The sequence below is a fragment of the Micromonospora sp. D93 genome, from assembly GCF_018070365.1.
Lineage (GTDB): Bacteria > Actinomycetota > Actinomycetes > Mycobacteriales > Micromonosporaceae > Micromonospora > Micromonospora ureilytica.
The window spans coordinates 200,456-216,769 of the sequence record NZ_JAGPXW010000003.1; the positions used below are offsets into that span (position 1 = coordinate 200,456).

16 protein-coding genes and 1 riboswitch are annotated in these 16,314 nt (G+C 71.9%); of the genes, 7 read left to right on the forward strand and 9 right to left on the reverse strand.

Features of this window, described 5'->3' with window-relative positions; genetic code table 11:
• The first annotated feature begins 140 nt into the window (after positions 1–140).
• From KBX71_RS05335 to KBX71_RS05350, 4 genes are all read left to right on the forward strand, one after another.
• Positions 141–1,034 carry an ABC transporter permease gene (locus KBX71_RS05335; RefSeq protein WP_124822709.1) on the forward strand — a complete coding sequence of 298 codons (894 nt, stop codon included), beginning with the start codon at positions 141–143 and terminating at the stop codon, positions 1,032–1,034.
• A gap of 34 nt (positions 1,035–1,068) precedes the next feature.
• Positions 1,069–1,845, forward strand: a complete 777-nt coding sequence (locus KBX71_RS05340; protein ID WP_112585647.1) for an ABC transporter ATP-binding protein — start codon at positions 1,069–1,071, stop codon at positions 1,843–1,845.
• A 146-nt stretch (positions 1,846–1,991) separates the two neighbouring features.
• Positions 1,992–3,509: a bifunctional cytidylyltransferase/SDR family oxidoreductase gene (locus tag KBX71_RS05345; protein ID WP_210816813.1), complete on the forward strand. Its 1,518-nt coding sequence runs from the start codon at positions 1,992–1,994 to the stop codon at positions 3,507–3,509.
• 34 nt (positions 3,510–3,543) lie between these two features.
• Complete coding sequence (locus KBX71_RS05350; RefSeq protein ID WP_210816814.1) at positions 3,544–5,214, forward strand: CDP-glycerol glycerophosphotransferase family protein; 1,671 nt, start codon at positions 3,544–3,546, stop codon at positions 5,212–5,214.
• A gap of 4 nt (positions 5,215–5,218) precedes the next feature.
• On the opposite strand, the gene KBX71_RS05355 is transcribed toward KBX71_RS05350, so the two are convergent.
• The 5 genes from KBX71_RS05355 to KBX71_RS05375 all read right to left on the reverse strand — a co-directional run bounded on the left by KBX71_RS05355 (position 5,219) and on the right by KBX71_RS05375 (position 10,238).
• A complete protein-coding gene (locus KBX71_RS05355) occupies positions 5,219–5,965 on the reverse strand; it encodes an alpha/beta fold hydrolase (protein ID WP_210816815.1) in 747 nt (248 codons plus the stop codon).
• A 137-nt stretch (positions 5,966–6,102) separates the two neighbouring features.
• Positions 6,103–6,939, reverse strand: a complete 837-nt coding sequence (locus KBX71_RS05360; RefSeq protein ID WP_210816816.1) for a C39 family peptidase — start codon at positions 6,937–6,939, stop codon at positions 6,103–6,105.
• A 243-nt stretch (positions 6,940–7,182) separates the two neighbouring features.
• Positions 7,183–7,324, reverse strand: a riboswitch (cyclic di-AMP (ydaO/yuaA leader).
• A 284-nt stretch (positions 7,325–7,608) separates the two neighbouring features.
• Complete coding sequence (locus KBX71_RS05365) at positions 7,609–8,379, reverse strand: hypothetical protein (RefSeq protein WP_210816817.1); 771 nt, start codon at positions 8,377–8,379, stop codon at positions 7,609–7,611.
• A gap of 132 nt (positions 8,380–8,511) precedes the next feature.
• On the reverse strand, positions 8,512–8,910 hold the full coding sequence (locus KBX71_RS05370) for a hypothetical protein (protein ID WP_210816818.1): 399 nt from the start codon (positions 8,908–8,910) through the stop codon (positions 8,512–8,514).
• 92 nt (positions 8,911–9,002) lie between these two features.
• Complete coding sequence (locus KBX71_RS05375) at positions 9,003–10,238, reverse strand: acyltransferase (protein WP_247682955.1); 1,236 nt, start codon at positions 10,236–10,238, stop codon at positions 9,003–9,005.
• 299 nt (positions 10,239–10,537) lie between these two features.
• Here KBX71_RS05375 and KBX71_RS05380 point away from each other — a divergent pair, with 299 nt between their 5' ends.
• Both KBX71_RS05380 and pseI read left to right on the forward strand, forming a co-directional pair.
• On the forward strand, positions 10,538–11,701 hold the full coding sequence (locus KBX71_RS05380) for a glycosyltransferase (RefSeq protein WP_307846965.1): 1,164 nt from the start codon (positions 10,538–10,540) through the stop codon (positions 11,699–11,701).
• A 133-nt stretch (positions 11,702–11,834) separates the two neighbouring features.
• The gene (pseI, locus tag KBX71_RS05385; protein ID WP_210816819.1) at positions 11,835–12,887 is read left to right on the forward strand and encodes a pseudaminic acid synthase; all 1,053 of its coding nucleotides are present in this window, start codon (positions 11,835–11,837) and stop codon (positions 12,885–12,887) included.
• 30 nt (positions 12,888–12,917) lie between these two features.
• Here the strand turns inward: pseI and KBX71_RS05390 are convergent, their stop codons facing one another.
• From KBX71_RS05390 to KBX71_RS05405, 4 genes are read right to left on the reverse strand one after another with little or no spacing between them, the layout of a single operon-like run.
• Positions 12,918–13,406: a hypothetical protein gene (locus KBX71_RS05390; protein WP_307846966.1), complete on the reverse strand. Its 489-nt coding sequence runs from the start codon at positions 13,404–13,406 to the stop codon at positions 12,918–12,920.
• A complete protein-coding gene (locus KBX71_RS05395) occupies positions 13,390–14,145 on the reverse strand; it encodes an SDR family NAD(P)-dependent oxidoreductase (protein WP_196927507.1) in 756 nt (251 codons plus the stop codon). The genes KBX71_RS05390 and KBX71_RS05395 overlap by 17 nt, the downstream gene beginning before the upstream one ends.
• Positions 14,138–15,421: an AMP-binding protein gene (locus KBX71_RS05400; RefSeq protein ID WP_210816820.1), complete on the reverse strand. Its 1,284-nt coding sequence runs from the start codon at positions 15,419–15,421 to the stop codon at positions 14,138–14,140. The genes KBX71_RS05395 and KBX71_RS05400 overlap by 8 nt, the downstream gene beginning before the upstream one ends.
• Complete coding sequence (locus KBX71_RS05405; protein WP_091401397.1) at positions 15,418–15,669, reverse strand: acyl carrier protein; 252 nt, start codon at positions 15,667–15,669, stop codon at positions 15,418–15,420. The genes KBX71_RS05400 and KBX71_RS05405 overlap by 4 nt, the downstream gene beginning before the upstream one ends.
• 73 nt (positions 15,670–15,742) lie before the next feature.
• Here KBX71_RS05405 and KBX71_RS05410 point away from each other — a divergent pair, with 73 nt between their 5' ends.
• Positions 15,743–16,279 carry a GNAT family N-acetyltransferase gene (locus KBX71_RS05410; protein ID WP_307846967.1) on the forward strand — a complete coding sequence of 179 codons (537 nt, stop codon included), beginning with the start codon at positions 15,743–15,745 and terminating at the stop codon, positions 16,277–16,279.
• Positions 16,280–16,314 lie beyond the last annotated feature (35 nt).

Consider the following 16,314-nt stretch of genomic DNA (forward strand, 5'->3'; position numbering starts at 1 on the left):
AACGACGGTACGGTTGCGTCCCGACGTGTTTCGGACTACTGTCCTCGCAGCGACGAGGCGGCGCCCCGCGCAAATTTCCCACTAGGATTCGATCGTCGCGAGCAACCCCCGTCTGCACGAAAGATCGGAGCGCCATTTCCATGGCCACCACCGCGCTGGTCGACCCCGCCACGGGCCTGACCCAGGCGCAGCTGGCCGCTCGGCACGGGCTACGGGTCGCCGGTGAGCGACCCAGCCTCGTCGAGTACAGCCGCCGACTATGGGCCTACCGGCACTTCATCGCCGCGTACGCCAACGCCAAGCTCGTCGCCTCGTACAGCAACGCCAAGCTGGGTCAACTCTGGCAGGTGCTCACCCCGCTGACCAACGCGGCGGTCTACTACCTGATCTTCGGGGTGGTGCTCGCACAGAACAGCATCCCGAACTTCATCGCGTACCTGACCACCGGGTTGTTCATCTTCAACTTCACCCAGAGCGCGGTCCTGGCCGGCACCCAGTCGATCAGCAGCAACCTGGGGCTGATCCGGGCGCTGCACTTCCCCCGGGCCAGCCTGCCGCTGTCCACCACGATCACCCAGTTCCAGCAACTGCTGGCCTCGATGGTGGTGCTGATCGGCATCGTCCTGGTCACCGGCGAGCCGCTCACCTGGGAGTGGTTGCTGCTGGTGCCGGCGCTGCTGCTGCAGGCGGTGTTCAACGCCGGAGTGGTGCTGCTCGTGGCCCGGCTGGGCGCCAAGTCGAGCGACCTGAAGCAGGTCATGCCGTTCATCATGCGGACCTGGATGTACGGCTCCGGCGTCCTCTACAGCGTCAGCCTCTTCGACCGGCTGCCCGGCTGGGCGACGACGCTCGTGCAGTACAACCCCCTCCTGGTCTACATCGAGCTGGCGCGGTACACGCTGCTCGAGGAGGCACCGCTGCTCAACGAGTCGCTGACCCAGCTCTGGCTGGTCGGCGCCGGTTGGGCGCTGGTGGCCGGCATCGGCGGTTTCATCTACTTCTGGCGCGGCGAACAGGAGTACGGCCGTGGTTGAGCACTTCGACGCCCCCATCGAGGCGAGCGCGACGATGACCCGGACGCAGGAGCGCATCCCGACAGTGGTCGTGGACGACGCGCACATCATCTACCGGGTGCACCAGGGCGCGGCCGGTGGCACCACGCCGGTGGCGGCGCTGCGCCGGCTGGTCAAGCGCACCCACGCGCCGAACGTCCGGGAGGTGCACGCGGTCAAGGGCATCTCCTTCACCGCGTACCGGGGCGAGGCGATCGGGCTGATCGGCAGCAACGGCTCCGGCAAGTCCACCATCCTGCGGGCCATCGCCGGCCTGCTGCCGGTCAACCGGGGCGCCATCCACACCCAGGGGCAGCCGTCGCTGCTGGGCGTCAACGCCGCCCTGCTCAACGACCTCTCCGGGGAGCGCAACGTCGTTCTCGGGTGCCTGGCCATGGGCATGCACCCCGATGACGTGGCCAAGCAGGCCGCGGGGATCATCGACTTCTCCGGGATCAACGAGCGGGGTGACTTCGCCAGCCTGCCGATGCGGACGTACTCGTCCGGCATGGCGGCCCGGCTGCGGTTCTCCATCGCCGCCGCCAAGAAGCACGACGTGCTGCTCATCGACGAGGCACTCGCCACCGGCGACAAGGGCTTCCGCAGGCGCAGCGAGCAGCGGGTGCGGGAGCTGCGGGAGGGCGCGGGAACGGTGTTCCTGGTCAGCCACCAGCTCTCCTCGGTACGCGACACCTGCGAACGGACGATCTGGCTGGAATCGGGCGTCATCCGGATGGACGGCCCCACCGACGAGGTCATCCGGGCGTACGAGGCGTACGCGAACAGCAAGTAGAGTTCCGGCGAACGTCCGGCATCGACATGGCACCCGAGGACCGCGTCGCCCGCGTTGGGGCGGCGCGGTCCGCGCGTTAAGGTTCATTCCGTCGCCGCTCGGGCGGAACCTTCCGTTAACGCATCCCTGAGAGTGAGGATCCGGCAATGACGCAGGACCAGACCACTGGCCCGGACGCCGAAGCGGAGACCCCGACGCCGTGGCGGCCCTCGCGGACAGTGGCGGTGGTTCTGGCCGGAGGCACCGGAACGCGGCTGGGTCTCGGCATCCCGAAGCAGCTGCTGAAGATCGCCGGTAAGCCGATCATCGAGCACACCCTGGCGGTCTTCGAGACGGCACCGGAGATCGACGAGATCATCGTGCTGATGGCCACCGGCCACGTCGAGGACGCCCGGCAGATCGTCGAGAAGGCCGGCCTGCGCAAGGTCACCAAGGTGATCGAGGGCGGTGACACCCGCAACGCCACCACCCGGATCGCTCTGGACGCGGTCGGCCCGGAAGACTGCAACATCCTCTTCCACGACGCGGTGCGCCCGCTGCTCAGCGGCCGGATCGTGCGTGAGTGCGTCAACGCGCTCTGGAGCTACGACGCCGTTGACGTGGCCATCCCCTCCGCGGACACGATCATCCAGGTCGACGACAACGACTGCATCACCGACATCCCGGTGCGCTCCCGGCTGCGCCGGGGCCAGACCCCGCAGGCGTTCCGCTCCCCCACGATCCGTGCCGCGTACCGGATCGCCGAGGACGACACGGACTTCGCCGCCACCGACGACTGCGGCGTGGTGCTGCGTTACCTCCCCGGCACCCCGATCAAGGTGATCGACGGTTCGGACGAGAACATCAAGGTCACCCACCCGGTCGACGTGCACCTGGCGGACAAGCTCTTCCAGCTCGCCGCGGCGCAGGCGCCCCGGCTGACCGACCACCGCAGCTACAGCGAGGAGCTGACCGGCCGCACCATCGTGGTGTTCGGCGGCAGCTACGGCATCGGCCACGAGTTGACCGAGCTGGCCCGACGCTACGGCGCCCAGGTCTTCCCGTTCAGCCGTTCCAGCACCGGCACCCACGTGGAGCGGGCCGAGGACGTCGAGGCCGCGCTGACCACCGCCTTCGAGGCCACCGGCCGGATCGACCACGTGGTGGTCACCGCCGGCATCCTGGAGAAGGGCGCCCTCGCCGAGATGGACGAGGAGACGATGGACCGACTGCTCCAGGTCAACTTCGTCGGCCCGGTGACCATCGCCCGCCAGTCCCTCCCCTACCTCCAGCAGACCAAGGGTCAGCTGCTGCTCTACACCTCCAGCTCCTACACCCGGGGCCGGGCCCGCTACGCGCTCTACTCGGCCACCAAGGCCGCCCTGGTCAACCTCACCCAGGCGCTCGCCGACGAGTGGGCCGACGTCGGCGTCCGCGTCAACTGCATCAACCCGGAGCGCACCGCCACCCCGATGCGGACGCGGGCCTTCGGCGAGGAGCCGGAGCACACCCTGCTCGCCGCGGAGGCCGTCGCCCAGTCGTCGCTGGACGTGCTGATCTCCGACCTGACCGGTCAGGTGATCGACGTACGCCGGGCGCCCGGTGACGGGCCCACGCCGAGCGTGCCGACCCAGGCCGGGTCGGGTCGGGTCGAGGCACCGGCCGGCGCGACGTCCACGAACTGACGCCGACGGCCGGCGGAACCACGAACGGAGCGACATGCGCGGCGATCTGGTCCGAAAGCTGGCCGCCCGGTGCCTGACCACCGGGTTGGCCGTGCTGGCCTTTGTCGTGCTGGCGCTCACCGGCGCCACAGGTTGGGGGCTGGCACTGGCCGTCGCCGCGCTGGCCGCCTCGGCCGCCGAGCAACGGATCCGGCCCAGCGCCGACCTCGTGGCGGAGACCACGTTGATCGCCGCCGCGATCCTGGCCGGTTACTCCCGACGACTGGATGACGGGCTCAACCTCGCGCTGGTCGCCACCGGGCTGGTCCTGCTGGGGCTGGTGCTTCTGGTGGGGCCGCTGCGTACCGCCGGCAGCCTGGAGATCCGGACGGTCAACCTGCCGGTCCGCGCGTGGACGCCGCTGATCGCCGACCGGCTCGGCACGGCCCTGCTCGGGCTGCTCGCCGCCCTGGCGCTCGCCGCCGCGCTCGCCCTGCCGGCCGGCGTGGCGCTCGCCGCCAGCCTGCTGGTCGGCGCGGGCGCCGGCGCGGTCGCACTGGACCTGGCCCGGCGGCGGTTCCGGCCGAGGGCCGGCGGCGGGTCGGTGGCCGCCGCGCTGCGCCGGTACCAGCCGGAGTTCCTGCTCTACTTCTCCGCGCCTCCCGGGTCCGAATACCAGGTCACCATGTGGCTGCCGTACCTGGAACGGATCGGCCGGCCGTTCCTGGTCGTGCTGCGCGAGCCGGAGTTCCTGGCCCCGATCGCTGCGGCCACCGACGCGCCGGTGGTCTACTGCCCCACCCTGGGTGCGCTGGACGAGGCGTTGGTGCCGAGCCTGCGAGTGGCGTTCTACGTCAACCACGGTGCGAAGAACAGCCACTGCGTCCGCTTCACCCAGCTCACCCACATCCAGCTGCACCACGGCGACAGCGACAAGGCACCGAGCGCCAACCCGGTGTCGGGGATCTTCGACCGGATCTTCGTGGCCGGGCAGGCGGCGATCGACAGGTACGGCCGCGCCGGGGTGCAGATCCCGGCGGACAAGTTCGTGGTGGTGGGTCGCCCACAGGTCGAGTCGATCGAGGTACGCCCGGAGCCCGCTCCTGGGCTGGCGCACCCGACGGTGCTGTACACACCGACCTGGACCGGGCACCACGCCGACGCCGACTACTGCTCGCTACCGGTGGCCGAGGAGCTGCTGCACCGGCTGCTGGAGCGCGGCGCGACGGTGATCCTGCGGGCCCACCCGTACACCGGGCAGAACCCGGCGTCGGCCCGCCAGCTGGGCCGCCTGACCGAGCTGCTCGTCGCCGACCGGGCCCGCACCGGCCGCCAGCACGTGGTCGGCGCGGCGGCCCGGGAGCTGAGCCTGACCGAGTGCGTCAATTCCGCCGACGCGCTGGTCTCCGACGTGTCCGGCGTGATCTCGGACTTCCTCTACTCCGGCAAGCCGTACGCGGTCACCGACATGGGCGACGAGGGCGACCGGTTCGTGGAGCGGTTCCCGCTGGCCGGGTCGGGTTACGTGCTGCGCCGGGACATGTCCAACGTGGACGAGGTGCTGACCGCACTGTTGGACACCGACCCGCTGGCCGAGGCCCGCTGGGCCACCCGCCGCCGCTACCTGGGTGACTTCCCGGCCGAGTCGTACGCGGAGATGTTCCTGACCGCCGCCCGCCGGGAGCTGGCGCCCGCGGAGACACTTACCGCGTCGGCGTCGGCCTAGCCGCTCAGCGGTACCTGTCGAGCAGCGCCAGCACCGCCGCCGGGTCCTCCACGTGCGCGTTGTGGCCCAGACCCGGCAGCGTGGCGACAGGTACGCCGTACTCCTTGAGTTGTTCGTCGGTGACCATCGGGTCGTTCTCCCCGCGCGCCAGGACCACCGGCACGTCGGTCGCCGCGAGCAGCGCGGCCACATCGGGTTCGCCGACGGCGAAGGCGGTCGGGTCCATGGCGAGACGCCAGCGGCCGTCGACCTGCCGCAGACCGGCGTCCACCACCGGGTGGTCCGGTGACAGCAGGCCGGCCAGTCCGGAGACGCGCAGGTAGCGGCGAGCCGCCTCGGTGCGGCTGGCGAACCAGCTCACCGGGCGGGCGGCGACCTCGGCGGCGCGGGTCAGCTCCGCGGGTGACCACAGCGCCTTGATGCCCAGCCCGACCACCGCGTCCACAGGCGTTCCGGCGTCACGGGCGGCCAGCGCCAGGCCGACCACCCCACCCAGCGAGTGCCCGAGCACGACCAGCCGGTCGTCGGGGGCGAGGGCCTGCGCGACCTGCTGGGCGAAGCCCACAAAGGAGTACGACGGCAGCGGCGGCGCCCAGCCGTGGCCGGCGAGGTCCGGTGCCAGCCACCGACCGGGCCAGTGCTGCTCGAGGTACGGCGCCCAGGGCAACCACACGTCGCCGGTCGCGCCCATGCCGTGCAGTAGCAGCAGGACCGGCCTGCGGCCGGCGTGACCACCCGTTTTCTCCACCACGGCCGCAGTCTCCCACGGTTCACGGCCCGCCACGAGAGTCGTCGACGACGGCGCACGCCCGGCTGCCACCGCGCGAAGATGCCGCGGGCGCCGGCTCCTTGTGGGAGACGACGCCCGCGGCGGTCGGTGTGCCCGGGTCAGGCGGAGTAGCCCCGGCTGGTGATCCAGTTGGCCAGGTCGATCGTGGTGACCCAGTACGACGGGTCGGCCGGGTTCGCCGAGTCGGCGATCCGCACGGTGCGACCGTTGTCCTTGTAACCCACGACGGCGATGTAGTGCCCACCGCCGTACGAGTGCCAGCCGCCGTCGGTGTCGGTGGCGTCGCCGACGACGTTCGCCACCACGCCCCGGCCGTCGGTGATGGCCTTCACGACGTCGGCCTGGAGCCGGTCCATCTGTGCCGGGCTGGGCGCGCCGGGGAACATCCTGGTCCGGTACGGGGAGCCCTTCACCTCGGCGTTGAGCGCCCGGGTGGTGTCCTCGGCCGAGTTGGTGCCCATCTCGGTGGTGCCCAGCTCGGCGCCGAGCTCCTCCTGGGTGCGGTCGATGCCGGCGGCGCTGAGCGCGTTCCGGGTGGCCGCCGGGCCGCAGTTGTAGTAGGTGTTCTGCGCCTCGTAGTCGTAGTCGAGCACCTTGGTCGCGGGCGGCTTCGGCCGCTCCGGCTTCCGGGTCAGGTCCGGGTTGCTGCTGGCCTTGGCGGCGGGTGACGCGGCGCTGGTGGCCGGGGCGGCCGTGCTCGGCGCGGCGCTGGCCGAGGGGGACGCGTCCCGAACGTCACCGCGGGAGGCGGCGACGTCGCTGCGCATCTCGGCGACCGTGGTCGCGGTGCGCTGGCCGGCCGGGGCGTCGTCGGCCGTGGTGAGCAGGGCGCCGGTGGTGGTGGCGATCGCGAGGGCCGCGGCGGAGGCGGCGACGATCTGGTACGGACGCTCGGTGGCGAGGCGGCGGAGCTGACGCTGCAGGGTGTGCTTCACGGGTCCTCCACGGATCGGGGGGAGAGCGGCACACCGGGGCCGGACCGGTATCCGGGCAGGCGCCAGCGCGCGGACCGTGGCCCGCGGATGGTGAACCGCTCAGGGGAACGCCCGGAGTGGCCGGGCGGGAAAGGCGATGACCCGGGGGTCAGCTCACCGTCACTGGACGAATGAGCGGGCGCACCGCCGCGCCGTGGAGGCGAGGGAACAACCGAGGGGTGGAAAGGTGCTGCACGAGGAGTTGACTCCTTCCGACACCGCCTACCGGGTTAGCTGACGGATTCGGGCGGGAAGATCGCCCTACCGCGGGCCGTGGCTCGCGGATTCACCCCGGACTTACTGATGGGTCCCCGGTTCGTAGATCACGATTGAGCGGGTCGATGCGGCGTCGCGTCTTGCGATCGGTTACCGCACCGGACGGGACGACACTACTGGCCACTTCGCGCCCTGCCAAGCCAGGTTCACCTGCGTAAACCCCAATTGACGCGCCAATTTCTGCGCGTATTGCAGATGATGTGACTCGATGGGACAACCGGTTACGGTGACGCCTCCGGGCGACAACCGGACAGGCCGCAAAGAACGCGACCACAATCGCGGGAACAATGACGCCGATCGCGCCGGACGTCCGGTTCAGCAATCCGGTGACCGGCCTCACATCACGGATCGGGCTCAACCCACCCGGGCCGGCCGCCACCGTGCCACGACGGCGGGACGCAACGCCCTGGCCACCGTCTGGCGCGTGGGCGCCGGGGTCGGACGCAGCCGGGCCTCCGCCGCGTACGCCTCCTCGGCGAGGGTGCGAGCCGACTCGGCGGCCAACTCGGCGTCGCGCCAGGCGGCCCGCTCGCGGCCGGTGGCCACCTGGTAGTCGACCAGCCGCGCATCCCGGATCACCCGGCTGATCAGCGCCTCCTGCTCGACCGGGTGTCGTCGGGGATCCCAGCCGTGCCGGTGCCCGAACACGTCGCCGAGCTGAGCCATGGTCAGATCGCCCCGCCAGTACGCCGCCATCGCCGCGCGGTGCAGATAGCGCTCCCGGGCCGCGTACTCGGAGGGGGTGTGCGGAGTCTGCGGAGTGGGCAGTGCGCCGGCGCCCGCGAAGCGACGCGCGGCGATGTCCGCCTCGTCGTACCCGATCCAGGCCCGTTCCATCTGCTCCTGAGCGGTCAGCCAGGCGGCGCGTCGCCGCCGGGCGGTGGTGGCCGCGCCGGCCGCGGCGACGGCCACCTCCTCGGCGTAGCGACGCCTGTCGACGGCCTCGGCGGCGGCCAACTCCCGCGCTGTGGGTACGGCCGGGGGCGGGTCGTCGGTGGGCTGGTCCCGTTCGGGGCGGGCGGCCAGCACGGTGAGGAGGCCCAGGGTCAACAGGAACAGGGTCGACCAGATGGCGGCGGCCTGCGGCACCTCGGTCACGAACTGGTAGAAGACGACGGTCTCCATGGTCGGCACCTCGGGGAGAGAGCAGTGCGATGGGAGCCGCGCCGGCCAGCGGGCCACGGAGGACCACGGGTCGGCGGGGTAGGAAGCGGGTGGGTCGACAGGGCGCGGTGACGGGACGGTCGTCCCGGTGGCTCAGCGCCGGGGTGGGGCCCGGGAGGCCCGGCCGCTCGCAGCGTCGACGAGGGGCAGCCGGTCGGACTCGGCCGCGCGGATCGGCAGCAACCCCGCCGCGGCGGTGCCCCGGTCAGCGGGGAGCACCGCCGACGTGTCGACCGACCATGCAGGCACCGAGTCCTCGGCGGCCTCCGGCGGTATCGCCGCACTGTGCGCCCCCACGTGCCGGAAGGAGGCCGCCAGCGGCCCGCCGGCTGGCATCGCGCTCGGGGCCGGCACCGGGCTGGACGTTGGCGCGGCGGCCGTGGCCGGGCCCGCGCCGAGCGTCAGGGCCGCGACGACGGCGAGGCTGGTCAGCACCCGCGTCGCCCAGCGCGCCACCCACCACAACGGACAGGTGAACGCGACCGGAAGCACGTCCCCACGCTACCGTCGCGCCGACCCGGACGCACCGACCACGGGCGTGTCGGATCACGCCGCGCCGACCCCGTTGACCAGGGTGGACGCTGTCAGCGCCTGTCGACGTACGTTGATCGACCCCCGGCCGGACCGACCTCGTCGGCGGCCCCGTCGGCCTCGTCGCGGGCGCTGCTCGCGGGGGCCTGTGCGTCGTCGTGGCCGGCCGTGCGTGGTCGGGGGACGGGTGCCGGACGGGCCGGACGGCGCGGCGCTAGCCGGCGCATCATCGGGGTCTCGACGAAGCGGTGCAGCAGCCCGGCGAGGACCAGGTTCGCCACCAGGAAGCCGAGCACCACGGCCGGGCCACGCCAGCCCGCGAAGCCGATCCCCCAGGTCTCGCTCCAGCGCAGCACGCTCGTCATCACCAGCACGTGCACCAGGTAGAAGGCGAACGAGACCTCACCGAGCCAGACCAGCGGCCGGGACCGCCACGGCGAGCGCCGACCCCGCACGTCCGCGTCCGCGGCAGCGGTGATCACCAACAGGTACACGACCGCGAGCAGCGTGGTCCACAGCTCGGCGCGGATCCACTGCGCGGCCGTCACCCAGGTGACCAGGAAGATTCCGCTGGCCACTGTCAGATTGGGACCGCGCCAGAGCCCTCGGCGCATCAACTCGGCCGCCACCGCGCCCAACCAGAACTCCAGCGACCGCGCCGGCGGGAAGATCTGGGTGAACCACCACCGGCTCACCTCCGGCACCAACTCCTGCGCCGGCCAGAGCGCGAGGATCAGCAGCGGCAGCGCGACGATCAGCGCCCAGAGCACCTTCGGCCGGGCCCGGCGCAGCAGCGGCAGCGCCAGCGGCAGACAGAGGTAGAAGAAGAACTCGCAGGACAGCGACCAGCTGACGGTGTTGATGCTGTAGAACCAGCCCGGCCGGGGGTCCCACGCCTGCAACAGCAGTAGGTTCTCCAGCGCGGCCGCCGGCAGGACCGGGTCGGCGAACCACCAGGCGACCACCAGCGTCGCCGCGAACAGCACCAGGTGGTTCGGGTAGATCTTGGCGATCCGTCGCCGCCAGAAGGTACGCCGGGAGTCCCCCTCGCGGGCCGACCAGACCAGCACGAACCCGCTGAGGATGAAGAAGAACTGCACCCCGGAGAGGCCCAGGGTGAACAGCTCGTCGACCACTGCCTTGTAGTCCGGCTCGGCGATGATCCGCATGGTGCCCGCGTGAAAGCCGAAAACCACAAGGGCGGCGATCCACCGCAACCCGGTCAGCGAGGGCAGCCGGGGCGGGGCCGGTGCGGGCCGGACGGCCGACACCGCGGCGACGCTCGTCATGCCGGGATCCCGACGCTCGGCAGGGTCACCAGCACTGTCGTATCCTCCTCGGCGCGGCGTCGGACGCCGCGACGGCGACGCCCGCGACGGCCCGGCAGGGCCGCACCGAGGCACCCTACCGGGTCACTCCCGGGTGAACCGGACGCATCCCACCCGCCCCACCAGCCCCTCGTTCCCCGGGCCGGGAACCGGCCTCCGGACGGCGTTAACCTTCCGCTGGGCGGGAGTTCAGAGATTCCACAATCGGCGGCAACGTCAGGTTCCGGGGCCGGCCACCCGGGTCGTCGAAGGTGGCGGACGTGGTCAATGAGCCGACGCACGCACTGCTGCTGAGCATCGTCGTGCCCGTCTACGGCGTCGAGGCGTACCTGTACCAGTGCCTCGAGTCGATCCGGGCCGACATCCCGGCGGGCGAGTCGGACGCGGTCGAGCTGATCGCCGTCGACGACGCCTCCCCGGACGGCTGCGGCGCCATGCTCCGCTCGTACGCGGTCAGCCGCGACGGCGTGCGCGTCGTGCACCTGAGCAGCAACGTGGGTCTGGGGCTGGCCCGCAACGCCGGGCTCGACGTGGCCACCGGCCGCTACGTCTGGTTCGTCGACAGCGACGACTGGTTGCCGCCGGGCACTATCGCTGCGGTGCTGGACCGGCTGCGCCAGCACCAGCCCGACGTGCTGATGCTCGACCACCTGCGGGTCCACGAGGACGGCCGGCGGGAGGTCGACGCGAGCAGCCCGCTGCTGCGCGGGATCACCGGCGTGACCCGGCTGGCCGACCAGCCGCAGCTGCTGCGGGTGCAACACACCGCCTGGAACAAGGTGGTCCGCCGGGACTTCATGGACGCGCTGGAGCTGCGATTCTTCCCCGGCTGGTACGAGGACATCCCGTTCAGCCACCCTCTGCTGATCGGGGCCGAGAAGGTCTCCGTGCTGGACCGGGTCTGCTACCTGTACCGCCAGGGCCGACAGGGCGCGATCACCTCCACCCGCAGCGGCCGGCACTTCGACGCCTTCGCCCAGTACGAGCGGCTGATGGGGTGGGTCGCACGGAAGCACCCGGACGAGCGGTTGCAGGCCGAATTGTTCGAGCTGATGATCAGCCACTACCTGGTGGTGGTGGGCAACGACGGCCGGCTGCACCCACACCTGCGGCGCGCCTTCTTCCACCGGGCCGCCGCGCACTACCGTCGGTACCTGCCCACCGGCGGCTACCCGCTGCCCCCCGGCGTGACCGGGTTCAAGCACCGCCTCGTCGGGCGGGGTGACTGGTTGGCGTACTCGGCGCTGCGCCAGGCCCACCGGGTCGCTGGTCGCCTGCGTCGGCCCGGCCCGGTGGTCGGCGCCGACAACGGTTCGGTCGCCGCCGACGAGGACCCGGGCCGAGGGGCGGGCGCCGCGCCGACACGCGACGGTGGACTCACGCCGGAGCGACGGGACGTGCTGGCCGCGGGCCGGCTGCCGTGAACGGCCCCACCACACCGCACGCCGGGAGCCGGGGCGGCTCCCGGCGCCCTCGTTTTCCAGGTCGTCCGCCCGCCGGGTGGACGACGACAGCACCACCGCACCCCGGTGTGGGCGTACCCGAGCAGAGGTCGGAATGACGGCGACAATCAAGATCGGACCGCACGCGGTCGGTGCCGGGGAGCGACCGTTCGTGGTCGCCGAGATGTCCGGCAACCACAACGGCGATCTGAACCGGGCGCTGGCCATCGTCGACGCGGTGGCCGACAGCGGGGCGCACGCGCTGAAGCTCCAGACGTACCGGCCGGACACGATCACCATCGACGTCGACACCCCGGCGTTCCGGATCTCCAGCGGGCACGAGTTGTGGGGCGGGGAAAACCTGTACCGCCTGTACGAGCGCGCGCACACCCCGTACGAGTGGCACGCCCCGATCTTCGAACGGGCCCGCGAGCGTGGCCTGACCGTGTTCTCGTCGCCGTTCGACGCGACAGCCGTGGAGCTGCTGGAGTCGCTGGACGCGCCCGCGTACAAGATCGCCTCGTCGGAACTGGTCGACCTGCCACTGATCCGGCTCGTGGCCAGCACCGGCAAGCCGATGGTGATCTCGACCGGAATGGCGACGGTCGCCGAGATCGACGCCGCCGTACGCACCGCCCGAGCCGGTGGCGCGGCGGGCATCGTATTGCTGGCCTGCACCGCGTCCTACCCGGCGCCGCCGGCCGACAGCAACCTGCGCCGGCTGCCGGTGCTGGCCGGCGCGTTCGACGTCCCGGTCGGGCTCTCCGACCACACGCCCGGCATCGGGGTGGCGGTCGCCTCGGTGGCGCTCGGCGCCTGCTTCATCGAGAAGCACGTGACGCTGGACCGGGCCGACGGCGGCGTGGACTCGGACTTCTCCCTGAACCCGGCCGAGCTCACGGCCCTGGTCGCCGAGTCGGGCCGCGCGTACGCGGCACTGGGCGGCACCGCGATCGGCCCCACCCCCGCCGAGCGGGAGGGGCTACGGTTCCGCCGGTCGCTCTTCGTGGTCGAGGACGTCCGGGCCGGCGACCTGGTGACCTCGCACAACGTCCGCTCGATCCGGCCGGCCGGCGGGCTGGCCCCCGTGGAGATCGACCGGGTCCTGGGCCGCGCCTTCACCACCGACGTCCCCCGCGGCACCCCCCTGAGCTGGGACCAGATCTAACCCGTAACCCTCTCCCCGCCGATCTTGCACTTACTGTCCCGGCGAAAGGCGTGTAAGCCGCGATTCGGCGTCAGAAAGTGCAAGATCGCGGGGCGGGAGGGTCGGGGCGAAGCCGACGGTTACCACCAGGTCGGCCACGGCGAGGGTCCGCCAGACCGCCGATCCGTCGGCCGGCGTACCCAGACCGTGGCGCCGCCACCAGACCGCCATCGGCACGTCGGTCAGCTTGCAGCAGCACTCGGCGCGGGTCCACCGCGCCCAGAAGTCCTGCACGCCGAACCGGCGGGCGAGCGCCGAGGGCACCGGGGCGTCGGCGCGCTCCGCGTCGATGGCCACCCGCCAACCGGGCGCCGATGGGCCGTACCAGCCGACGCACCGTCCGTCGTCGAGGTGGCTGCGGGTCACCGCGTCGGCCAGGTCGGCGGGAGGGCCGATGCGCAGGTGCCGCTCGGCGGCGACGAGCAACCCCGGTACCGGACGGGGCCGGACCAGCCGGTCCAGGTCAGATGGCGGCGGCACCGTCCACCACGATGACCTGGCCGTTGATGTTGGTGTGCTCGCGCAGCAGCATCCGTACGACCGGGGTGACCTCCACCGGCTCGGTCAGGTGACCGGTCGGGGTGCGGCGCACGATCTGGTCGAGCTGGGTCGGACCGAGCACCGCGGACATCTCCGACGCGAAGAAGCCGGGCGCGACCGAGTTGACCAGCATCCGGCCGCCCAGTTCGCGGGCGAGCGAGCGGGTGGCGGCGTCCATGCCGCCCTTGGTGGCCGAGTACGCGACGAGGCCGGGGAAACCGCGCTGTCCGCAGATCGAGGTGATGTTGACGATCCGGCCGCGCAGTCCCTTGGCGAGCATCCGGCGGATCACCAGCCGGGTCAGCTGCAGCGGGGCCGTCAGGTTGGTCTCGATGATCCGGGCGATGTCGTCGGTGGCGGTGTGCGCGTGCAGGGAGTCCTGCCCCATGGCGGCGTTGTTGACGATGCCGTCGATCGGGCCGAGACGCTGCTCCACCTCGCGGACGAAGCTCTGCGCGGCGCGCAGGTCGGTGACGTCCACCGCGCCGACGTGCACCCGGTCGGGGTGCTCGGCGGCGAGCTTCTCCAGCTCCGGGGTGATGGTGCGGGCGAACGCGGCCACCTTGACGCCGGCGTCGAGCAGGTCGGTGACGATAGCCAGGCCCAGGCCGCGGGAACCGCCGGAGACGAGGACCACGGAGCTGGGCGGGACGAGCTGGGTGTCGGCGGGCTCAGACATCGCTCTTCAGGGTCTCCTTGACGGGAATGTCGGTCAGGACGCGAATGCGGCGCGGCACCGCGTGCTCGGGAAGCCGGTCGGCGCACCAGCGGACCAGCGCGGCCTCGTCCGGCACGCCGGCGTCGGCGGGGGCCGCCGGGTCGGCGGGGGCGAGGACCACCTCGGCGACCACCATCCGCCCGAGCACCGGGGCGCGGCGGCCGGTCACGCGGGCCCAGGCCACCGCCGGATGACCGGCCAGCACGCCACGGACCACACCGGCGGAGACCTTGCTGCCACCGACATTGATCTCGTCGGAGTCCAGTCGGCCGGTGATCAGCACCCGGCCGTCGAGCACCTGCACCCGGTCGCCGGTGCGGATCGGGCCGGCGAGACCGGCACCGTGGTACGGGGAGGTGACCACCAGTTCGTCGTCGCGGACGGAGAGCGTCGGCCGGCCCGGGGTTTCCCGGTCCAGCCAGTCGACCGGGAACCCGGCCCGCCCGTCGTGCACCACAATGGACGCCCCCACCTCTGAGGACGCGTAGATCCAGGAGATCCGGGCCGCCGGGAAGACCTCCCGCAGTTGGTCCAGGATCGCCTGGTCCACCGGTTCTCCGCCGAGGGTGATCTGACGCAGCGGCACCCGGGCCAGCGCGTCGGCGTCGCGGTAGAGGGTGCGCCGCCAGAAGGTCGGGGTGCCGGAGGCGGCGTCGACCCCGTGCGCGGCCGCGACCGAGGGCCAGTCGTCCAACTCGTCGGGCTCGACCACCACCAGGTGCTGACCGGGCTGGGTGAGCGACAGGGTGACCACCTGCCACCAGGCGTACGTGCCGGGGGCGTACGGGCAGAGCCAGGTCCGGTGGGGCTGGTCCGCCCGGACGGTGGTCAGCGTGTCGAGGGTGTGCCCGACCCGCTTCGGACGCCCCGTCGAGCCCGAGGTCAGCAGCCACAGCCGGCCGGGCTCGGCGGCTCGCGGCCGGGCCGGCACACTCGGGCGCACTCCGTCGTCGTCGAGGACGCTGACGGTGAACCCGGCCTCCAGCAGCTCGGCACGCATCGCGGTGTCGACCCGACTGGCGGTGCTCAGCAGCAGCTCGGTGCCGTGCACGGCGTGCTGCCGCGCCGCGGTGAGCGCGTGCACGGCGGAGTGGGCGAGCACCGCCGCCGGGTCGGGCAGTGTGGGCGTCGGCAGCGAGCGCCAGGTCAGCTCGGCGCCACCGACGACGAGTCGATTGTCGACTCCGGCCGGCTCCGGGTGCGCGGGCGCGGGGTGGCGCGACGTCGCGACGGTCACTGGTGTTGAAGCTCGACGAGGAAGTCGAGGACGTCCCCGACGGTGGCGATGCGCCGCAGCCCGGGGGCGTCGAAGTTGAGCTCCTCCCCCGTCTCGTCCTCCACCCGCAGGGCCAGCTCGGAGAAGTCGAGCGACCGGAAGCCGATCTCCCGCAACTGCGCCGCGTCGTCCGCGGGCAGCTCCTTGTCCTGGTTCTTCAGCACCTGAGCCATGAGGTCGCGGATCTGCGCGCGACTCAATTCGTTCATGCGCCGCAGTCTACAACCCAACGAATGGATATCCGATTTCCCGGTAGGCCCGGGTAAGGTGCCTCGACCCGACGTGAACGGCGAGGAAAGCGAGACGTACGTGCTGCGCGAAGCGACGACGGACGACGTTCATCTGATGTTGTCCTGGCGTAATCAGGAAACCAATCGACAGGTCAGCAAGACCAGTCACGAGATCACCGCCGAGGAGCACGCCCGGTGGTGGTCGACGGTCCGCGACGACAGGTCCCGGCGAGTCCTGGTGTACGTCCGCGACGACCGGCCCTGCGGTGTGGTCACCTTCTTCGACCTGCGGTTGGATGGCCCTCGCACCGGCGCGTGGGGCTTCTATCTCGACGCCGACGGGCTGGCCGGGCGGGACGAGACGCTGCCGGCCTGGCTGGGGGTCATGCGGGAGGCCGTCGAGTATGCCTTCGACGGGCTGCACCTGGACCGGCTCGACGGCGAGGTGCTCGGCCACAATACCGTCGTACGACAGATGAACCGACGTTTCCGATTTGTCGAGGGCACCCCACGACAGGAGTTGTCCGACGGTCGGGGAATCACCGTCATCCCGATTTCCCTGGCTCGGGCAGACCGCCGTCAGCGCTGATTGCCGGACACTTCTCCGCAATGGACCGGAACCAT

Bases quoted from the DNA above. Each gene is read 5' to 3' on its own strand.
- pseI (WP_210816819.1), top strand. From the start codon at position 11,835: ATGACGGCGACAATCAAGATCGGACCGCACGCGGTCGGTGCCGGGGAG.
- KBX71_RS05405 (WP_091401397.1), bottom strand. From the start codon at position 15,669: ATGAACGAATTGAGTCGCGCGCAGATCCGCGACCTCATGGCTCAGGTG.
- KBX71_RS05350 (WP_210816814.1), top strand. From the start codon at position 3,544: ATGCGCGGCGATCTGGTCCGAAAGCTGGCCGCCCGGTGCCTGACCACC.
- KBX71_RS05375 (WP_247682955.1), bottom strand. From the start codon at position 10,238: ATGACGAGCGTCGCCGCGGTGTCGGCCGTCCGGCCCGCACCGGCCCCG.
- KBX71_RS05340 (WP_112585647.1), top strand. From the start codon at position 1,069: ATGACCCGGACGCAGGAGCGCATCCCGACAGTGGTCGTGGACGACGCG.
- KBX71_RS05365 (WP_210816817.1), bottom strand. From the start codon at position 8,379: ATGGAGACCGTCGTCTTCTACCAGTTCGTGACCGAGGTGCCGCAGGCC.
- KBX71_RS05395 (WP_196927507.1), bottom strand. From the start codon at position 14,145: ATGTCTGAGCCCGCCGACACCCAGCTCGTCCCGCCCAGCTCCGTGGTC.
- KBX71_RS05335 (WP_124822709.1), top strand. From the start codon at position 141: ATGGCCACCACCGCGCTGGTCGACCCCGCCACGGGCCTGACCCAGGCG.
- KBX71_RS05345 (WP_210816813.1), top strand. From the start codon at position 1,992: ATGACGCAGGACCAGACCACTGGCCCGGACGCCGAAGCGGAGACCCCG.